General features: G+C 65.0%; 16 protein-coding genes. 14 read left to right on the top strand and 2 right to left on the bottom strand.

Features of this window, described 5'->3' with window-relative positions:
- Positions 1-64 precede the first annotated feature (64 nt).
- The 12 genes from DNK10_RS15340 (at position 65) to DNK10_RS15285 (ending at position 14,222) form a co-directional block, all read left to right on the top strand.
- Complete coding sequence (locus tag DNK10_RS15340) at positions 65-1,801, top strand: IucA/IucC family protein (RefSeq protein WP_244216270.1); 1,737 nt, start codon at positions 65-67, stop codon at positions 1,799-1,801.
- Positions 1,794-3,008 (top strand): type III PLP-dependent enzyme, encoded by a 1,215-nt coding sequence (locus DNK10_RS15335; RefSeq protein ID WP_131192164.1) that lies wholly within the window; start codon positions 1,794-1,796, stop codon positions 3,006-3,008. The genes DNK10_RS15340 and DNK10_RS15335 overlap by 8 nt, the downstream gene beginning before the upstream one ends.
- Entirely contained in the window at positions 3,005-4,447 is a 1,443-nt protein-coding gene (locus tag DNK10_RS15330; protein WP_244216265.1) for a DHA2 family efflux MFS transporter permease subunit, read from the top strand. Before DNK10_RS15335 ends, DNK10_RS15330 begins: the two co-directional genes overlap by 4 nt.
- Positions 4,448-4,458: 11 nt before the next feature.
- Positions 4,459-6,324, top strand: coding sequence for an IucA/IucC family protein (locus tag DNK10_RS15325; RefSeq protein WP_131192163.1), 1,866 nt, complete (start codon positions 4,459-4,461; stop codon positions 6,322-6,324).
- Entirely contained in the window at positions 6,318-7,091 is a 774-nt protein-coding gene (locus DNK10_RS15320; RefSeq protein WP_131180594.1) for an HpcH/HpaI aldolase family protein, read from the top strand. The genes DNK10_RS15325 and DNK10_RS15320 overlap by 7 nt, the downstream gene beginning before the upstream one ends.
- A gap of 4 nt (positions 7,092-7,095) precedes the next feature.
- Positions 7,096-8,967 (top strand): IucA/IucC family protein, encoded by a 1,872-nt coding sequence (locus DNK10_RS15315; protein WP_131192162.1) that lies wholly within the window; start codon positions 7,096-7,098, stop codon positions 8,965-8,967.
- A gap of 175 nt (positions 8,968-9,142) precedes the next feature.
- Positions 9,143-10,018 carry an ABC transporter substrate-binding protein gene (locus DNK10_RS15310; protein ID WP_131192161.1) on the top strand — a complete coding sequence of 292 codons (876 nt, stop codon included), beginning with the start codon at positions 9,143-9,145 and terminating at the stop codon, positions 10,016-10,018.
- Positions 10,015-11,004 (top strand): FecCD family ABC transporter permease, encoded by a 990-nt coding sequence (locus DNK10_RS15305; protein WP_131192160.1) that lies wholly within the window; start codon positions 10,015-10,017, stop codon positions 11,002-11,004. The genes DNK10_RS15310 and DNK10_RS15305 overlap by 4 nt, the downstream gene beginning before the upstream one ends.
- Positions 10,997-12,028: a FecCD family ABC transporter permease gene (locus tag DNK10_RS15300; protein WP_131192159.1), complete on the top strand. Its 1,032-nt coding sequence runs from the start codon at positions 10,997-10,999 to the stop codon at positions 12,026-12,028. The genes DNK10_RS15305 and DNK10_RS15300 overlap by 8 nt, the downstream gene beginning before the upstream one ends.
- 12 nt (positions 12,029-12,040) lie before the next feature.
- Positions 12,041-12,832 (top strand): ABC transporter ATP-binding protein, encoded by a 792-nt coding sequence (locus tag DNK10_RS15295; RefSeq protein ID WP_131192158.1) that lies wholly within the window; start codon positions 12,041-12,043, stop codon positions 12,830-12,832.
- Entirely contained in the window at positions 12,829-13,605 is a 777-nt protein-coding gene (locus DNK10_RS15290) for an IucA/IucC family C-terminal-domain containing protein (protein WP_131192157.1), read from the top strand. The genes DNK10_RS15295 and DNK10_RS15290 overlap by 4 nt, the downstream gene beginning before the upstream one ends.
- The gene (locus tag DNK10_RS15285; RefSeq protein ID WP_131192156.1) at positions 13,602-14,222 is read left to right on the top strand and encodes an RraA family protein; all 621 of its coding nucleotides are present in this window, start codon (positions 13,602-13,604) and stop codon (positions 14,220-14,222) included. Before DNK10_RS15290 ends, DNK10_RS15285 begins: the two co-directional genes overlap by 4 nt.
- A gap of 84 nt (positions 14,223-14,306) precedes the next feature.
- On the opposite strand, the gene DNK10_RS15280 is transcribed toward DNK10_RS15285, so the two are convergent.
- Together DNK10_RS15280 and DNK10_RS15275 are read right to left on the bottom strand one after the other, a co-directional pair.
- Positions 14,307-14,621, bottom strand: a complete 315-nt coding sequence (locus tag DNK10_RS15280) for a hypothetical protein (RefSeq protein ID WP_244216264.1) — start codon at positions 14,619-14,621, stop codon at positions 14,307-14,309.
- Positions 14,611-15,402 carry an MlaA family lipoprotein gene (locus DNK10_RS15275; RefSeq protein ID WP_131192155.1) on the bottom strand — a complete coding sequence of 264 codons (792 nt, stop codon included), beginning with the start codon at positions 15,400-15,402 and terminating at the stop codon, positions 14,611-14,613. Before DNK10_RS15275 ends, DNK10_RS15280 begins: the two co-directional genes overlap by 11 nt.
- 167 nt (positions 15,403-15,569) lie before the next feature.
- On the opposite strand from DNK10_RS15275, the gene DNK10_RS15270 reads away from it, so the two are divergent.
- Both DNK10_RS15270 and DNK10_RS15265 read left to right on the top strand, forming a co-directional pair.
- Positions 15,570-16,283 carry a response regulator gene (locus tag DNK10_RS15270; protein WP_131180585.1) on the top strand — a complete coding sequence of 238 codons (714 nt, stop codon included), beginning with the start codon at positions 15,570-15,572 and terminating at the stop codon, positions 16,281-16,283.
- The gene (locus tag DNK10_RS15265) at positions 16,280-17,626 is read left to right on the top strand and encodes an ATP-binding protein (protein ID WP_131192154.1); all 1,347 of its coding nucleotides are present in this window, start codon (positions 16,280-16,282) and stop codon (positions 17,624-17,626) included. The genes DNK10_RS15270 and DNK10_RS15265 overlap by 4 nt, the downstream gene beginning before the upstream one ends.
- Positions 17,627-17,658 lie beyond the last annotated feature (32 nt).

The following is a 17,658-nucleotide window of genomic DNA, read 5'->3' as shown; positions in this document are numbered from 1 at the left end:
GCAGCCAGTCGACGTCACTCGCATCGATTCCGTGCGCGCCAGCCTGGCGCAGGTGGTCAGTGAAATGGCCGCGTCCCATGCATTGCTCAACTGCCTGATCAAGGAATTCGCGCTGCCGGAGAACCGCGCGCGCTATGCCTGGCCGTCTCATGTGCGGGGTATCGCACCCGCCAGCTACCTGCGGGCCATTCAGGGCAAGGGCATGCCGCTGGTCATCGACCTGCCGCAAAAGTGGCAGTTTCTGGTGCTGGTGGATCGCCGCGATCCGCTTGGTAGCCAGCGATACCTGAGCGATGTGTACACGCGCCAGGGCGATGCCGACTGGCGTTGCCCGCCATTCGCCGAGTTCGCCGCGCAACTGCTGGAGGCCTGCCAACAACTCACCGGCTCGCGCAATGAGGAGTTGCTCGAGCAGGTCATGCAAAGCCAGGGCGTTACCGCGGCTATCGTCGACAGCGCGCTGGAGTCCGAAGAGAACGACCCACTGCGCGATTATCTCGCCAGTGAACAGGGGCTCTGGTTCGGCCACCCCAACCATCCGGCGCCCAAGGCCCGGCTGTGGCCCGAGCACCTGGGGCAGAAGACCTATGCGCCGGAGTTTCGTGCCTGCGTTCCGCTGCATGTCCTCGAAGTGCCCCGTGACGGCCTGCAGCTACGCGGTAACGGCCTGAGCGGTGAGCAGGTACTCGAGGGTTTCGCCAACCAGCGACTGGCGCACAGCGGCCGTGCGGCGATCTGTCTGCACCCGGTGCAGGCCCAGCTGTTTCTCGCCGATCCGCGGGTCAAGGGGTTGATCGAGCGTGGCGAGATCGTCGATCTCGGCCAGAAGGGGCCGCTGGCCAGCCCGACGGCCTCGATGCGCACCTGGTACGGGGAAGGCAGCGGCTACTTCCTCAAAGGGTCGCTCAACGTGCGCATCACCAATTGCGTGCGCAAGAACGCCTGGTACGAGCTGGACAGCGCCATGCTCATCGACCGCCTGTTCACGCGCCTGCAGCGCGAGCACAAGGCCACGATCGGCGGCGCCACCCTGGTCAGCGAGCCGGGTTCGCTCAGCTGGGCGCCGGCGGGCAGCAGCGCCGAGGACAGCCACTGGTTTCGCGAGCAGACCGGCGCCATCCTGCGGGAGAACTTCTGCCGCTATGCGCCTGCCGAATCCTGCCTGATGGCCGGCACGCTGTTCGCGAGGGACTTGCAGTTGCAGCCGCTGATCCATGGCTTCCTGCAGCAGGGGGCGAAAAAGCCCAGCGACGAACATCTGCTGGGCTGGTTCGAAGCCTACCAGGCGCTATTGCTGCGCCCGGTGCTGTCGCTGTTCTTCAACCATGGCGTGGTGCTGGAGCCACACCTGCAGAACGCGGTACTGGTGCACGACAACGGCTGGCCAGCGCAATTGCTGTTGCGCGACTTCGAAGGCGTGAAACTCACCGATGATCTGGGCGTGTGCTACCTCGAAGAGGGTGTGCAGGAGCGTGTTCGGCAATCGCTGACCTACTCGCGTCAACAAGGCTGGAAACGCATCAGCTACTGCCTGTTCGTCAACAACCTGTCCGAAGCGATCCTGGCGCTGAGCTGGGAGCGCCCGCACCTGGCCGCGATCATGTGGCAGCGGGTCGAGCGCCAGTTGTGTGAGCTGCGTGGCGAACTGATCAGGCCCGCGCCGGAGCTGGACGCGCTGCTCGCCGGGGAGCCCATCGTCTGCAAGACCAACCTCAAAGTGCGTCTGTCGGCCCAGGCCGACCGTCATGCCGGTTACGTGCAACTGGCGTGCCCGTGGGCCGAGGGGGTGCAGCATGGATAAGCTGCCCATGGCGGTGCTCGACGCCATCGAGCAGGCCCGCAGCCGTGCGGTGGATCCCCTGGCGCTGTTCGTCTATGACCTCGATGCATTGGCGCAGCACGTCCGCGAGGTCATGGCTGCGCTGCCCGCAGGCGTGGAGTTGTACTACGCGATCAAGGCCAACAGCGAGGCGCCGATCCTGCGGGCGTTGTCACCGCTGGTCGACGGCTTCGAGATCTCGTCCGGTGGCGAGATCGAGCGGCTGCAGGCGGCCGCCAGCGACAAGCCATTCGTATTCTCCGGCCCCGGCAAGCTCGACTCCGACCTGCGTGCCGCCCTGACGCACGGCGTGGAAGCGATCCATATCGAGAGCCTCAACGAAATCGACCGCCTGCAACGCATCGCCGCGGAACTCGGCCGCGTGCAAGCGGTGTTCATCCGTATCAACCCGGAACTGCCAGCCACGCTATCCAGCCGGCTGGCCATGGCGGGCACCGCGACGCCTTTCGGCCTGGACGAGTCAGAGGTGCCGCAGGCGGTCAGGCGTGTGGAGGCGTGCAGCCATCTGCGCCTCAAGGGCTTCCATGTACATGCGATGTCCCATCAGCAGCAGGTGGAGCGCCACGAGCAGTTGCTGGATCTGTACCTGGAACATTGGGCGCAATGGAAAGCCCTGGCCACGCGGCCCGAGACCGTCACCCATCTGAACGTCGGGGGTGGCATCGGGGTGGACTACCTGAGTGGCGAGCGCTTCGACTGGCCGCGGCTTTGCCACCATCTGGAGCAGCGTCTGGGGGCACTGCGCGATGCGCCGATCGTGCGCTTCGAGCCGGGGCGTTTCATCAGTGCGTTCTGCGGCTATTACGCCATAGAAGTGCTGGACGCAAAATCCAGTCACGGCCAGCACTTTCTGGTCTGCCGGGGCGGTACCCACCAGTTCCGCCTGCCGGTCGCCCAGGGTCACGATCATCCGGTGATCCATGTACCGGCGCCAGGTCGTGCAGCGAGTGGCGTGCCCCGGCTGTGGACGGTGGTTGGGCAACTGTGCACGCCCAAGGATGTGCTCAGCCGCAGTCGCCAACTGGTCGATGCCGCCGTAGGCGATCTGCTGGTACTGCCGCTGGCCGGTGCCTACGGCTACAACATCTCGCATGCCGATTTCCTCTGCCATCCGCGCCCCGAACAGCTGTTCGTCAGGGGCGAGGGCAGTCGGGGAGGTGACGGATGATGGCGCCGGCACGGGCGCCAGCACCGACGTCGCGCCGGCTGGTGGTGGTCGCTGTGATCCTCGGGACCACTACCGTGAGCCTCAACAACACCTCGCTGAATCCGGCATTGCCGGTCTTTATCGAGGCGTTCGAGCTGGGCCCGGTGATGGCTACGTGGATCGTGGCGGCCTTTATGGTGAGCATGGGCATGAGCATGCCGCTGACCAGCTACCTGGCCCAGCGCGTGGGGCGAAAGGTTCTGTATCTCGCCGGCCTGTCGCTATTCATCGGTGGCTCGCTGCTGGGCGCCATGGCCGACTCCATCGCCTGGGTGATCACCGCGCGGGTGGTGCAGGGCATTGCCAGCGGGCTGATGATCCCTTTGTCCCTGGCGATCATCTTTTCGGTCTACCCGAAGGGGGAGCGTGGCGCGGTCACCGGCCTTTGGGGCGCCGCGGTGATGCTCGCGCCCGCGGTCGGGCCGCTGTGCGGAAGCCTGCTGCTGCAGTGGTACGACTGGCGTGCGCTGTTTCTGGTCAACGTGCCCATCGGCTTGCTGGCCTTCGGCCTGGGCGTCAAGGTGCTGCCGAGGAACGAGGCGGGCGCGGGCAAGCCGTTCGACCTGACCGGCTACCTGCTGGTCGCGGTCGGCATCGGCGCGCTGATGGTCACCGTGGGACGGCTTCGCCATATACAGGCTCTGCAGGATCCGCTCAACCTGCTCGGCCTGTTGCTGGCGGCGGGTTGCCTGGTGGCGTTCGTCAGGCACCAGTTGCGGCACACGGCGCCCTTGCTGGAGCTGCGCATCTTTGCCCTGAAAGGCTATCGATCGAGCGTGATCATCGCCGTGGTGCAGTCCATCGGCATGTTCGAGTGCCTGGTGCTGGTGCCGTTGCTGGTACAGATGGTGATGGGCCACAGCGCCATCTGGACCGGTATCGCGCTGCTCTGCACCGCGTTGTCAGCCAGCCTGTTCGGCCACTACGGCGGCAAGTTGCTCGACCGCCACGGGCCACGAGGCATCGTCTCTGCCGGCTTGCTGCTGACCGGCCTGGCGACCTTCGCCCTGGGCATCATCGATCACGATGTCGGGATGCTCGCCATCTGCCTGCTGATGGTGGTACGCGGTGCCGGCCTGGGGCTGTCCTACATGCCGGTGACCACCGCCGGGCTGGACGTGCTGCCCGAGGCGCTGGTCACCCAGGGCGCGGCGATGAACAACATCTCGCGCCGCTTGCTGTCGTCCCTGGCCATCGTGCTGGCCTCGCTGTGGCTGCAGATCCGCCTGGGTGATAACTGGGGCGCGGCCCATACCGGCACGGCCAGCGCCATCGGCGAAGTGTTCATCGCCACCGCTGCCCTGATCCTGCTCGCGCTGCCTTTCGCCTGGCGCTTTCCGTATTCCCTTTCCAACGACCCGGTCGAGCCAGGCTCGGCCCTGTCCGAACACCGTTCATGAGGTGTCTATCCATGTCTTCCTTTTCTCCACTTCGCCTGCCCGAACTCATCGCCCATGCCCACGAGTGGCTGACCCCGGCGGATCCCCAGCGCTACCGCCAGGTGTCACAACGGGTGATCGGGCAATTGCTGCAAGCCCTGCTCTTTGAGGATGTGCTGAGCTATCGCTGCGAGGCTCTTGAAGAGGGTCGTCATCGCTTTATCGTCGAAGGCATCGATGAGCGGGAGGCCGTGGTCGAGTACCGCTGCCTTGGCTTGCTCAGCGACAGCTTCGCCATCATCCGTCTGGATCCGGCGACCCTGGAGCGCGTCGATGCGCAAGGCCAGTCCAGCCAGCCGGATCTGCACCAGGCACTGTCGGAACTGCTCGGCGCCCTGGCCGATGGCCCGCACATGCCGCGGTTCATCCAGGAGCTGGAACAGACGTTGCTCAAGGATCTGCAGTCGCGCACCCAGAGTTACCGACCCGCCGCCGCGCCGCACACCCTGGATGCCGACGCCCTGGAGCGGCATTTCATGGATGCCCACAGCTACCATCCTTGCTACAAGTCGCGCATCGGCTTTTCCCTGGACGACAACCGCCGCTACGGTCCCGAATTCGGCCAGCCACTGGCCGTGGTCTGGCTGGGCATCGCCCGGCATCTGGGCTCGGTCAACCAGTCGAGCGATGTGGATCTGCAGGCTTTTCTACAGGAAGCCTTTGGCGCGCAGCGCTGGGCTGAGATCGACCGGGCGCTGGCCGAGCAGGGCCGTTCCCTGGACGACTACTGGCCGATTCCCGTGCATCCTTGGCAGTGGGAACAGGCCATCGTACCGACCTTCCAGGCCGAGCTGGCTCGGGGCGAGCTGCTCTACCTCGGCACCTCGGGCGCCCACTACCGGGCCCAGCAGTCGATCCGCACCCTGGCCAATGTCGAGGAGCCGGCGAAGCCCTACGTGAAGCTCGCGTTGAGCATGACCAACACCTCCAGCACGCGCATCCTGGCGCGGCACACGGTGCTGAACGGATCGATCATCAACGACTGGCTGCAACAGCTGATCGCTACCGATGCCACGGCGCGGGAGCTGGATTTCGTGATTCTTGGCGAGGTCGCCGGGGTGAGCTTCGACTACGCGCAACTGCCTGCCATCCGGCAAAGCCAGGCCTACGGCACCCTGGGCGCGATCTGGCGGGAAAACCTCAATGGCTACCTGAAGGAGGGCGAGCAGGGCGTGCCGTTCAATGGCCTAAGCCATGTCGAGAATCGCTATGCCGAAGGCGATCAGCAGCCCTTCATCGACGCCTGGATCGCCCGCTACGGCCTGCACGCCTGGGTGGAGCAACTGCTGCGCGTGAGCGTGGCGCCCATCGTGCACATGCTCTACGCCGAAGGCATCGGCATGGAGTCCCACGGCCAGAACATCGTGCTGATTCACCGCGATGGCTGGCCGCAGCGTATCGCCCTCAAGGACTTCCACGATGGCGTGCGCTACTCGCCGGCGCACCTGGCCCGCCCCGAACTGGCGCCACAGCTGGTGCCGCTGCCCGAGAGCCATGCGCGGCTGAACCGCAACTCGTTCATCCTCACCGAGGATGTCGATGCGGTGCGGGACTTTTCCTGCGATGCGTTCTTCTTCATCTGCCTAGCCGAGCTGGCGATCTTCCTGCGTCAGCACTACAGCCTGGAGGAGGGCGAGTTCTGGCGCATGACCGCCGAGGTGGTGCTCGACTACCAGCGCAAACACCCGCAGCACGCGGCACGCTTCGCCGTGTTCGACGTGTTCGCCGCCGAGTACGAAGTGGAAGAACTGACCAAGCGCCGACTGCTCGGCGACGGTGAGCGACGCTTCAAGCGGGTGCCCAATCCACTGCACAGCCATGGGCCACGCACATGCTGAGAAGCAATCGACTCAAGGCGCAACTGGCCGCGGGCGAGGGCGCTCGAGGCCTGATCGCGTCGATTCCCGCGCCAGCCTCCATCGAGCTGATCGCCGAGGCCGGCTACGACTTCGTGATCATCGACCTGGAACATGTGCTGATCAACCCGGAAACCGTCGAGCACATGATCCGCACCGCCGAGAGCTATTCGCTCACGCCCCTGGTGCGGGTGCCGGATTTCGACCCCAAGCGCATGCTGCGGCTGCTCGACGGCGGCGCCCAGGGCATCGTCCTGCCACAGATGGAACGGCCGGAGGATCTGAGCGCGGCGATTCGCGCCTGCAAGTACTACCCGCTGGGCGAGCGCAGCCTGAATGCCGGTCGTCCCGGTGCCTTCGGCAAGGCCAGCCTGGCCGAGTACGTTACCCGGGCCAACGGCCAGATCATGGTCGTGGCCATGATCGAGAGCGTCGAGGGCGTGCGCCGTGCCGCCGAACTGGCTGCCGTACCGGGGTTGGACATGATCCTCGAGGGCGCTGCCGATCTCTCGCAGTCGTTCGGCACGCCCTGGCGTATCGACCAGCCTGCGGTGCAGGAAGCGCTGATCGATACTTGGCGTGCCGCCCAGGCTGCCGGTATCCCGTACTGCGCCATTCCACGCCAGCCCGATGACCACCTGCGGTGGCTCGAGCGGGGCGTCAATACCTTCGTGCTGGGCGACGAACGCGGCATCGCGTTCCGTGCCCTCCAGGCCAGACTGGCCGCCACCTCGACGAGAGGAAACTGATCTCATGACAAACACCCACCATTCGATTGCCGCTGACCTGGTGATGCAGGATTTGCTCGACTGCCTGCTGGCCGAAGACTTCTTCGGCACTCTCGACGCCAACCTGATCGAACCTGCCGCCTGGCACGCCGCTCACCCCCAGGCGCCGTTCGCCGACCTGGAGGTGCCGCACAAGGTCTGGCACTGGCACTACGACGCCGCCGAACAGCGCGGTCTGGCGGTCGCCCTGCGGGCCGGCATCACCCAGGCCTGGGAGAAAGTGCCGGGTACCCCGGTGCTGGATGTGCAGGGCGACAGCACCCGGGTGCTAAGCCCCGATTCGTTCATGACCCTGGCCCTGAAGGGCGTGAAAGTCGATGCGCTCGACAACGACAAGGGCATCGAGCTGTTCATGGACGTGCTGCGTACCAGCGTCCGGCAGACCGCGTTGTCCCTCGACCACAAGGTCGCTACCAGCGGTCTGCTGGAGAAGGACGGCGCCGCCTTCTTCCTGGCCATGGAGCAATGGGCCTCGCTGCGCGACCGTCCGTTCCACCCCCTGGCCAAGGCCAAGCAGGGCTTGGACGACGCTCAGTACCGTCAGTACCAGGCGGAGTTCGACCAGTCCCTGGCGCTCAACTGGGTGGCGGTGGCCAAGGCCAGCCTGACCTTCGGCGCTGGCATCGACGGGCTGGACGGCTGCCAGCCGGCCCAGTACATCCTCAGCGCCGACCAGCGCGCCAGCCTCGACGCCGAGTTGCGCGCGCTCGGCATCGCCGACAGCCACGTCGCCCTGCCTGTGCACCCCTGGCAACTGCAGCGGGTGCTGCCCGCGCAGCTCGGTGCGGCTTTCGAGCGCGGCGAGTGCCGCCGCCTTGATTTCCAGGACGGCAGCTTCAACCCCACTTCATCCCTGCGTTCGCTGGCCTGTGCGGCGGCGCCGGCGGATCACATCAAGTTGCCGATGGCGGTGTATTCCCTGGGCGCCTCCCGTTACCTGCCGGCGGTGAAGATGATCAACGGCGGGCTGAGCGAAGCCTTGCTGCGCCAGGGTCGCGAGCGCGACCCGGTGCTGCGCGAGGCCCTGCATATCTGCGACGAAAGCAAATGGTGGGGCTACATGCCGGACGGCGGCACGCTGTTCGACGAGGCGCCCCGGCACCTCTCGGCCATGGTACGTGGCTATCCGCCGAAGTTGTTCGAAGATGCCGCCACGCGCCTGCTGCCCATGGCTGCGCTGGGCACCCCGCTGCCCGATAGCGAGCGGCATTTCTTCGACGACTGCATGAGCCAGCGCGGCCTGCCAGCCGGTTCGTCCTCGGTGCTGCAGCTGTTCAGTGAACTGTGCGAGCTGTTCTTCGACGTCAACCTGCGCATGTTCCGCCTCGGCATGCTGGGTGAGGTGCATGGCCAGAACGCGGTGCTGGTGTACGAAGCGGGCAAGGCCAGGGGCCTGCTGCTGCGTGACCATGACTCGCTGCGCCTGTACGTGCCCTGGCTGGAGCGCAACGGTATGCTCGATCCGCAATACCGGATCAAGAAGGGCCATGCCCAGACGCTCTACCACGAGCGCCCGGAGGATCTGCTGTTCTGGCTGCAAACGCTGGGCATCCAGGTCAACCTGCGTGGCATCATCGACACCCTGGAACGGGTCTATGCAGTGCCCTCGGCCCAGGCCTGGCGGGTACTGCGTGACTCGCTGAGCGAGTGTATCGCTACCTTGCCGTTCGATGAGTCCGCCCGTGCGTTGCTGCGTCGCGAGTTGTTCGAGTCCGAGACCTGGCCGCAGAAACTCCTGCTGCGCCCGATGATCGAACGAGCCGGTGGGCCTGGCAGTATGCCGTTCGGCAAGGGGCTGGTCGTCAATCCATTGCATAGGATCGAGCTTGAAACCTGAAAGCGGGGCACCTCTAAAAACTACCTGCGTTGTCAGCGCTGCGTTGAAACCCGGCTCAAAATGCTCATTTACAGCACGTAAACTGCGCTTTCTCGCCGGGTTTCGCCTTGCGCTGACTGCCTCGCCTACTTTTTTAGAGGCACCCGGCACGGGGTCGTTGTCCAGGCGCATATTGATGCGCCTGTCCCTGGGAGCTCTCGCTGCAGGTGCAATCCCACTGGCCAAGGCCGGATCTGCACCGCAGCGGGTCATCACCTTGTTTCAGGGCGCCACCGATACCGCGGTGGCGCTCGGCATTCGGCCGGCTGGCGTAGTCGATTCGTGGAGCGAGAAGCCCATGTATCGCTACCTGCGCCCAGCCCTGGCGGGCGTGCCCCATGTCGGTCTGGAAACCCAGCCGAGCCTGGAGGACATCGCCTTGCTCGCACCGGATCTGATCGTCGCCTCGCGCTTTCGCCACGAGCGGATCCAGGGGTTGCTCGAACAGCTGTGCCCGGTGGTGATGTTGGACGAGGTTTTCGAATTCCAGAAGACCCTGAGCGTGATGGGCATCGCCACCGCGCGCAGGGTCGAGGCGGACGCCTTGCAGGCGAGCTGGGACGCGCGCATCGCCGCGCTCAGGGAACGTCTGCAAGCACATTTCGGCGAACGCTGGCCGCTCAGCGTGTCGGTGCTGGATATCCGGGAGGATCACCTGCGCAGCTACCTGCCCGACAGTTTCGCCGGTAGCGTGCTCGGCCAACTGGGTTTCGTATGGAACGAGCAGGGCCGTAGTGCCCAGGGCGTGTCCATCAAGATCAGTGGCCGGGAAAGCCTGCCAGTGGTGGATGCCGACATATTCTTCGTCTTCGGGCGTGCCGACAGCCCGGGCGTACAACGCCATTACCAGAGCCTGACCGCGCACCCGATGTGGCAGCGCATGGCGGCGCCACAGGCGGGGCGGGTCTGGTGGGTGGATGGGGTGGCGTGGATATTCTCCGGTGGCATCCTCGGCGCCAACCGCATGCTCGACGATATCGAACGGACGATTCTGCGGGACGCCCAGTCATGAGGCCGGTAAGCAAACTGGGCATCGCGCTGCTGGTGCTGCTGGGCTGCTGTGCGCTGAGCTTGTCCATCGGCGCCAGCTGGATCGCGCCGCATACGGTGCTCACCGCGCTGCTGCATGCCGATCCGCTGAACGTCGAGCAACTGCTGGTCAGCACTACACGGCTGTCGCGCACCCTGGTCGCGGTGGTGGTGGGGGCCAGCCTGGCGGTGGCCGGCGCGCTGATGCAGGCCATGACCCGCAACCCGCTGGCCTCGCCAGGGCTGTTCGGTATCAACGCCGGCGCGACTTTTTCGCTGATTCTCTGCCTGTCGCTGTTTTCCATCAGTTCGCCCGAGCAGTGGCTGTGGAGCGCCTTCGTTGGTGCGGCGGTGGCCGGTGCGCTGGTCTGGCTGGTGGGCAATACCGGACAGGGCGCGCTCAACCCCTTGCGCATGGTACTCGCCGGCGCGGCGATCACCGCCTTGTTCACGGCGTTCAGCCAGGCGCTGCTGGTGATCGATCAGCAAGGACTGGATACGGTGCTGTTCTGGTTGGCCGGTTCCCTCAGCGAGCGCAGCCTGGCGACCGCCCAGCCGTTGCTGATCTGCGCCCTGGTGGCCTTGCTGGTCGCCTGTCTGCTCGGTGCCCAGGTCAACGTCCTCAACGCCGGTGTGCAGATCGCCATCGGCCTGGGCCAGAACACCGGGCTGATTCGCCTGCAACTGGGCGTGCTGGTGGTGATGCTGGCCGGTAGCGCGGTGGCCCTGGCGGGCAGCATCGGTTTCATCGGCCTGATCGTGCCGCACCTGGTGCGCCGCCTGGTCGGCATCGACCACCGGGTGATGTTGCCCGGCTGCGCGCTGCTCGGTGCCACGCTACTGCTGGTGGCGGATATGCTGGCCCGGGTGGTGATCCTCCCGCAGGAAGTCCCGGTGGGGGTGATGACGGCGCTGTTCGGCGCGCCATTCTTCATTGCACTAGCCAGGCGCGGAGGTCGTCATGCTTAACCCCGTCGTGCTGCGCTGGCGCGGCTTCTCCCGTCGTATCGAGCGCAAGGGCTCGTTGCGTCTGCTGCTGGCCGTGCTGTTCAGCGCAGCGGTGATGCTGCTGAGCCTGTGTCTGGGCAAGGTCGTGCTGTCGCCGCAGAGCGTACTGCAGGTTTTGGCAGGCGAGGGCAGTGCAGCCTTGTCGTTTATCGTCAAGCAGCTGCGCCTGCCCCGGTTGCTGCTGGGCGCACTGATCGGCGGTGCTCTGGCGGTTTCCGGGCTGATTCTCCAGGCCATCGTGCGCAACCCGCTGGCCTCGCCGGATCTGCTCGGGCTGTCCAGCGGCGCCAGTGCGGCGGCGGTGCTGTACCTGTCGAGCTTCGCGGCGGTGTGGGGCATGGGCGGCTTGCCCCTGGCGGCGATGCTGGGGGCGGGGGCCGCTGCGCTGGCGGTTTATGCACTAGCGTGGAAGCAGGGCACGTCACCGCTGCGGCTGGTGCTGATCGGCGTCGGCATCTCGGCGATGCTGGCCGCAGCCACCACCTTCATGCTGGTATTCAGCCCGCTGACCACCACCTTGTCGGCCTATGTCTGGCTGACCGGCAGCGTGTACGGCGCCGGCTGGCCCGAAGTGCGTGCCCTGGCGACCTGGCTGGTCTGCCTGCTGCCGATCCTGATGCTGCTGTCGCGCCATGTGGTGGTTCAGCAACTGGACGAAGGGCTGGCCCGCGGCATCGGCGTGCGCGTGCAGTGGCTGCGCGCCGCATTGCTGGCCGTCAGCGTGGCCCTGGCGGGTTCCGCCATCGCCTGGGGCGGCGCCATGGCCTTCGTGGGGTTGATCGCACCGCATATCGCCCGGCAACTGATTCCCATCGGCTTCGCCGCCCAGGCCTGCATGGCCGCGCTGGTCGGCGCCAACCTGGTGATGCTCGCGGATCTGGCCGGGCGCACCCTGTTCCTGCCGCTGGATCTGCCCGCCGGCATCTTCGTCGCCGTGTTCGGCACACCCTATTTTCTGTACCTGCTGATCAAGCAGCGGCAGTGAGGAACCCTCGACATGACATCGATCGCGAGCCGCAACCTGACGCTGGCTTATCAACGACAAACCATCATCGAGTCCCTAGATCTGCAGTTGCCGCGCGGGAAAGTGTCGGTACTGATCGGCAGCAACGGCTGCGGCAAGAGCACCCTGCTCAAGTCCTTCGCGCGGCTGCTCAAGCCCCAGGCGGGAACGGTCATCCTCCATGGCACCGACATTCAGCGCAAGGCGACCGCCGCCGTGGCCCGGGAGTTGGCGATCCTGCCGCAGATGCCGGTACCGCCCGAGGGCATCAGCGTGCGCCAGTTGGTCGCTCTGGGGCGCTATCCGTACCAGAGCTGGATGCAGCAGTGGTCGGCCGAAGACGAAGCCGTGGTGGCCCGCGCCCTGAGCCGCACTGGACTGGATGACCTGGCCGAGCGCCCGGTGGACGCCTTGTCCGGCGGTCAGCGGCAGCGCGCCTGGATCGCCATGACCCTGGCCCAGGAAACCGAGCTGGTACTGCTCGACGAGCCGACCACCTTCCTCGATCTGGCCCATCAGATCGAAGTGCTGGATCTGCTGCGCGAGCTCAACCGCCAGGAGGGCAAGACCATCGTCATGGTGCTGCACGACCTCAACCTGGCCTGTCGCTACGCCGATCACATGGTCGCCGTGCACCAGCGAACGGCCTATGCCCAGGGCCGCCCGGAAGAGATTCTCACCGAAGCACTGGTCAAGACCGTGTTCGATCTGGATTGCCGCATCATCCCCGATCCGTTCTTCCATACGCCCTTGTGCATCCCCTTCGGCCGGGATATCCCGCGATGAGCCACGCATTCACCGAGTCCGAATGGGCCATGCTCTCGGGGCCGTTGCGGCTGAGAAGCGAAGGCGAGCGGGATCTGCCGCGCAGCCTGGCTGCAACCGAATTGCTGGACGAAAGCGTCTGCGTCGCGCTGTTGGACGAGCTCGGGCCCATCATCATCTCGCCGTCGAGGCGCATCACCGCGTCCCTGCTGGGCAAGCGCCTGTCGTTCCTGTTCACTGGCGCCTGCCTGTATGCGCTGTCGGCCTACGACAAAGGGCTGCAGCTGTCCCTGGACAATACGTTCATCGAGTACGGCCACGACAAGGGCGTGTGGATCTCGTCATTGCCGCTGTACAGCCTCGCCATCACCCGGCCTGAACCGGGCAGAAGAGCGGACTGGCGTCAGGCCGTCGCCACGCAGCTGTTCGCCGGCCTATTGCAGCCCTTGTGGGGCACCTTCTACGGCGTCACTGGCGTGTCACGGCGCATCCTCTGGGAAAACACGGCGGTGCGGGTGTACTCGTTGTATGAGCGTCGCCTGGCAAAACTCGAGTGCGCCGAAACCCGTCAGCGCTGTGCCGAGGATTTCAGGTGGCTGACCGAGCAGGCGCCTGGCAGCGTGTTCGGCCTCGACTACAACCCGCTCAAACATTTCAACCGGCCGGTGACGCTGGTCGACGACGGCGCTCGCGCCGTGCGCTTTCGCAGAACCTGCTGTTTCTACTACCAGGCCAGCGACCCGGTGGAGTATTGCTCGACCTGCCCATTGATCCGCCCGAGGGCCGCACGATGACGCTCGCAGTACCAGCCGACACCATCCCAGCAGCGCTGATCGACGCCTACCGAGGCATCGCCGCGTCCACCATCGGCCACCTCCTGCGTGAAGGCCATATTCATGGCCTGTCGCCGCTGGTGGGCGATGTGCACATCGTTGGCCGTGTCACCACGGCGCAAATCCATGCACCGGACGGCAGCGTCCTGCGCGACGCCCTGATCGCCAGCCAGCCCGGCGACGTGCTGGTGGTCGCCAACCGAGGCGAGCAGGGCTGTGCCTGTTGGGGCGAGCTGCGCACCCTGGCCGCAAAAATCAAAGGTCTGGCCGGCGTGGTGATCGACGGCCCTGTCACCGACATACGAGCACTGAGGGCACTCGGCCTGCCGATCTTCTGCGACGGGGTCAGCGCCTACACCACCCGCTCGATCGGTGAGCACGGCGCCGTGAACGTTCCGGTGACCCTCCGTGGCGTCAGCGTGCAGCCCGGCAACCTGCTGATCGCCGATGACGATGGCATCTACGTGCTGGAGGCACAGCAGGCCAGTCAGTTGCTGCCACGCCTGCAGAACAAAGAAGCCGCCGATGCTTCGCGACGTGCCGAACTGCAGGCGCGGCTGCTCGCCGAACGCCTATAGCGGGCTCAGTCGTAGGATGGGTGAAACCCATCAATTGCCGATGGGTTGCACCTGCGCGCCCCGATCCACCCTACGAACGGCCGCTTACGCTCTACTTTGCTGCCATTGCACGTGGATTCGTGTCGAAAAATCATGAACAGGCTCTTTAGGGCCTTGGTCGACCGACTTGGACATGTTCCCCTGGCTGATCAACCAGCGAATCAGGCTTACCAGCGGCACCTTGTGATCGCGGGTGGTGCCCCAGATGGATCTGTCCTCGCAATACAGCTCGGTATAGCGGCTGAGTACGAGGTGGCGCCCGTCATCGGCCAGGCGCAATTCGAGTTCGCGGCAATGCAGCGATGCCAGGTCGGGCGTTCTTATCCGCCGATGCAGAACCAGCACGCCTTCATTGCTCATCGTTCGCTCCGCTCTCACAACCCTCGGGAAGATCCATCTCCGCACCGAGCTTTCCTTCGCTGACGAAGTGCGCCCGTTGCTCGGCCACGGCATCACGAAGTGCCACGTAGTAGTCAGGCTCCTTTCTCAGTTCGTCGGTCAGCGGCAAGGCCTCTGCGCGGCCATCGACGATACCGCCCACCGTACTCACGGTGCTCAAGGTCTCCACCGTATCGCTGTTGCTGCCCAACGGTGATACCGCGAAGCTCAGCACCTTGCCTGTCGCGTCTCTCAGGTTGGCGGTGCCCAATAGCGGCAGCTCGATGATCGGGCCGTCGGCGATGTTCCATACACCGAAGGTCTGGCCGAAATCGGCCTTGTGCCGTTCCATGCCCAGCCGCCCCGATACATCGACCAGGCCGACGATGCCCACGGTGGTATTGAGCGCGAAGCGACCCACCGTCGTCGCCGAGCGCCTGGCGTTGCCCTGCAGCACATCGTTGATGAACACCTTGGGCTCGCCGAAGTTGGCGACGAAGTTGTGCACGCCGCTCTGCACGAAGCCCGGCAGGTGCCGATAACCCCGCGCAACCGGCGACAGCAGGTAGTCGTCGACCGTTTTGTTGAACGCGAAGATGCCCCGGTTGACGGGCTCGGCAGGATCATGGGGCGTATAGACCGTGGCCAGGCAGGTTTGCGCCGTAATGCTTGGCGGTGAACTCGCACAGCCACTGGCAAGTGCTACGACGACAGCAATCGAAAGGCTGCGAGCAAGGGGCGGAGCGATCGTGATGGTCGGCATGCGTGAAACCTCGATAGGGACTGCCCGCATGCTGCCTACGGCTTTTTTCCCGAGGATTTCTCTCGTGTTGCAAAGCGGCAGCTTTATTGCCGAATTGAAATATATGACGCGCCTCAGCCAATGGTTTTAGATAGCCGTTCCAGAACCTACCGTGCAGCGTGTTTTCCGTGATCCATTTATTGCTTGTGGACGATGACCTCGAAGTTCTCGCCCTCCTGAAGAAATTCCTCGAGCAACACGGCTATTGCGTCGATGTGGCAACCGACGGCCACAGCCTGTGGCAGGCGATGGAGCGGCAATTGCCGGATCTGGTGATTCTCGACGTCATGCTGCCCGGCGAGAGTGGCCTGGTGCTGTGCCAGCGACTGCGCAGCGAGCACGCGGTGGCGGTGATCATGCTCACCGCCATGGGCGAGCTCAGTGATCGCGTGGTGGGCCTGGAGCTCGGTGCGGATGACTACCTGACCAAGCCCTTCGATGCCCGCGAGCTGCTGGCCCGGGTGCGTGCGGTGCTGCGCCGCACAGGGGAGGTCAAGAGCGTATTGAACGACAAGCCGCGGCCAACCCTGGAGTTCGCCGGCTGGCAGCTGGATGTCACGCGCCGTGAATTGCGCTCGCCGGAAAAGGTGATGATTCCGCTCTCCGGCGGCGAATTCGAACTGCTTCTGGTGTTCGCCGAACATCCGCGCCGAGTGTTGACCCGCCAGCAGTTGCTCGACATGACGCGGGGTGAAGCCCACGACGCCTTCGATCGCAGCATCGACGTTCAGGTCAGTCGCCTGCGCCGCAAGTTGGAGAGCGATCTCAGTGGTTCACCAGTGATTCGCACCGTGCGCAACAGCGGTTATCTGTTCACTCCCAACGTGCTGGTGAAGCGATGAGGCTGCTAGAGAGGCTTCGTCGCCCCCGCGATACGGTGGCGCGCTGGATCGCACTGACCACGATGGCGGCGATGTTGACGGCGCTGGCACTCACCTGGCTGCTCAGCCAACTGGCTGGTGTCTGGGCCCGGCCGCCGCTGCAGGAAACCGGCTTGCTGGAAAGCCTGGGCAGCATCAGCCGCATCATCGACGCAGCGCCGCGCGAGCAACGGCCGGCCATCGCCAGATCCGCGAGTGACGATATCTACACCACCACCTGGCTACAGAAATACGAAGATGCGGGACTGCCAGGGACGGACGACGACGTGGACTTTCGCACCGGCGAAGACTTTCTGCGCAGCCAATTGCGCAACCCAGATGCCAGGATCGAAGGCTACGAGCCTGCCGACTGGCCAGCGAATGATCCCGATGCGAGTTACGCCCTGCTGGTCGAACTGCGCGACGGCTCCTGGGTGAAGTTCTCCGCGCTAACACGCAACTGGGGCCTCAACGAGCTGCCGCGCAACCTCATCGTCATCGCCCTGGTGTTGCTCTCGACCATCATCGTCGCCCTGGTCGCCACCCGACATCTGGCCAGCCCGCTGGAGCGTTTCGCGAGAGGCGCGCGGCGCTTTGGCACGGACTTCCGTGCGCCACCGATTGTCGTGGAAGGGCCGCAGGAAATTCGCCAGGCGATCATCGCGTTCAATGCCATGCAGGCGCAACTGCAGCACTTCATCAATGACCGTACGCAGATGCTCGCGGCCATCTCCCATGACCTTCGTGCGCCGCTGACCCGTATGCGCCTGCGTGGCGAATTCATCGAAGACGTCGACCAGCAAGCCAAGTTGTTCAGGGACGTGGATGAGATGCAGGCGATGGTGAACAGCGCCCTGGAGTTCTTTCGTGATGACGCCAGGCTCGAACCGGCGACCGCTTTCGACCTGGCCGAGCTGTTGCATACCGTGGTCGATGATTACAAGGACGCAGGTGTCGAGGTTCTCCTGAGCGGGCCGAGCCGAGTGGTTTACGTGGGCCGGCCCATCGGCATCAAGAGGATGCTGACCAACCTGCTGGATAACGCCATCAAATATGGCCAGGAACCCGCCATCCGACTGAAGAAGGGCGGGGACAAGCTCGATATCCGTGTGCTGGATCGCGGGCCAGGCATCGCCGCCGAGTTTCATGAGGCCGTGTTCAAACCCTTCTTTCGAATCGAGGGTTCCCGCAACAAGCATACGGGCGGCGTTGGCCTGGGTTTGTCGGCGGCCCGTGCAACGGTGCTCGAGCATGGCGGTACCATGACGCTTCGCAATCGACGCAATGGGGGCCTGGCGGTCAGCATCGTTCTGCCTTTCGCCTAAGACGATTACCTAGCTACCTCATCACCTTCAGC

This window comes from Phytopseudomonas daroniae (genome assembly GCF_004327275.1).
In the GTDB taxonomy this organism is placed as follows: domain Bacteria; phylum Pseudomonadota; class Gammaproteobacteria; order Pseudomonadales; family Pseudomonadaceae; genus Aquipseudomonas; species Aquipseudomonas daroniae.
The sequence above is the reverse complement of the archived record's forward strand: the minus strand, read 5'-3'. Positions and strand labels throughout refer to the sequence as shown.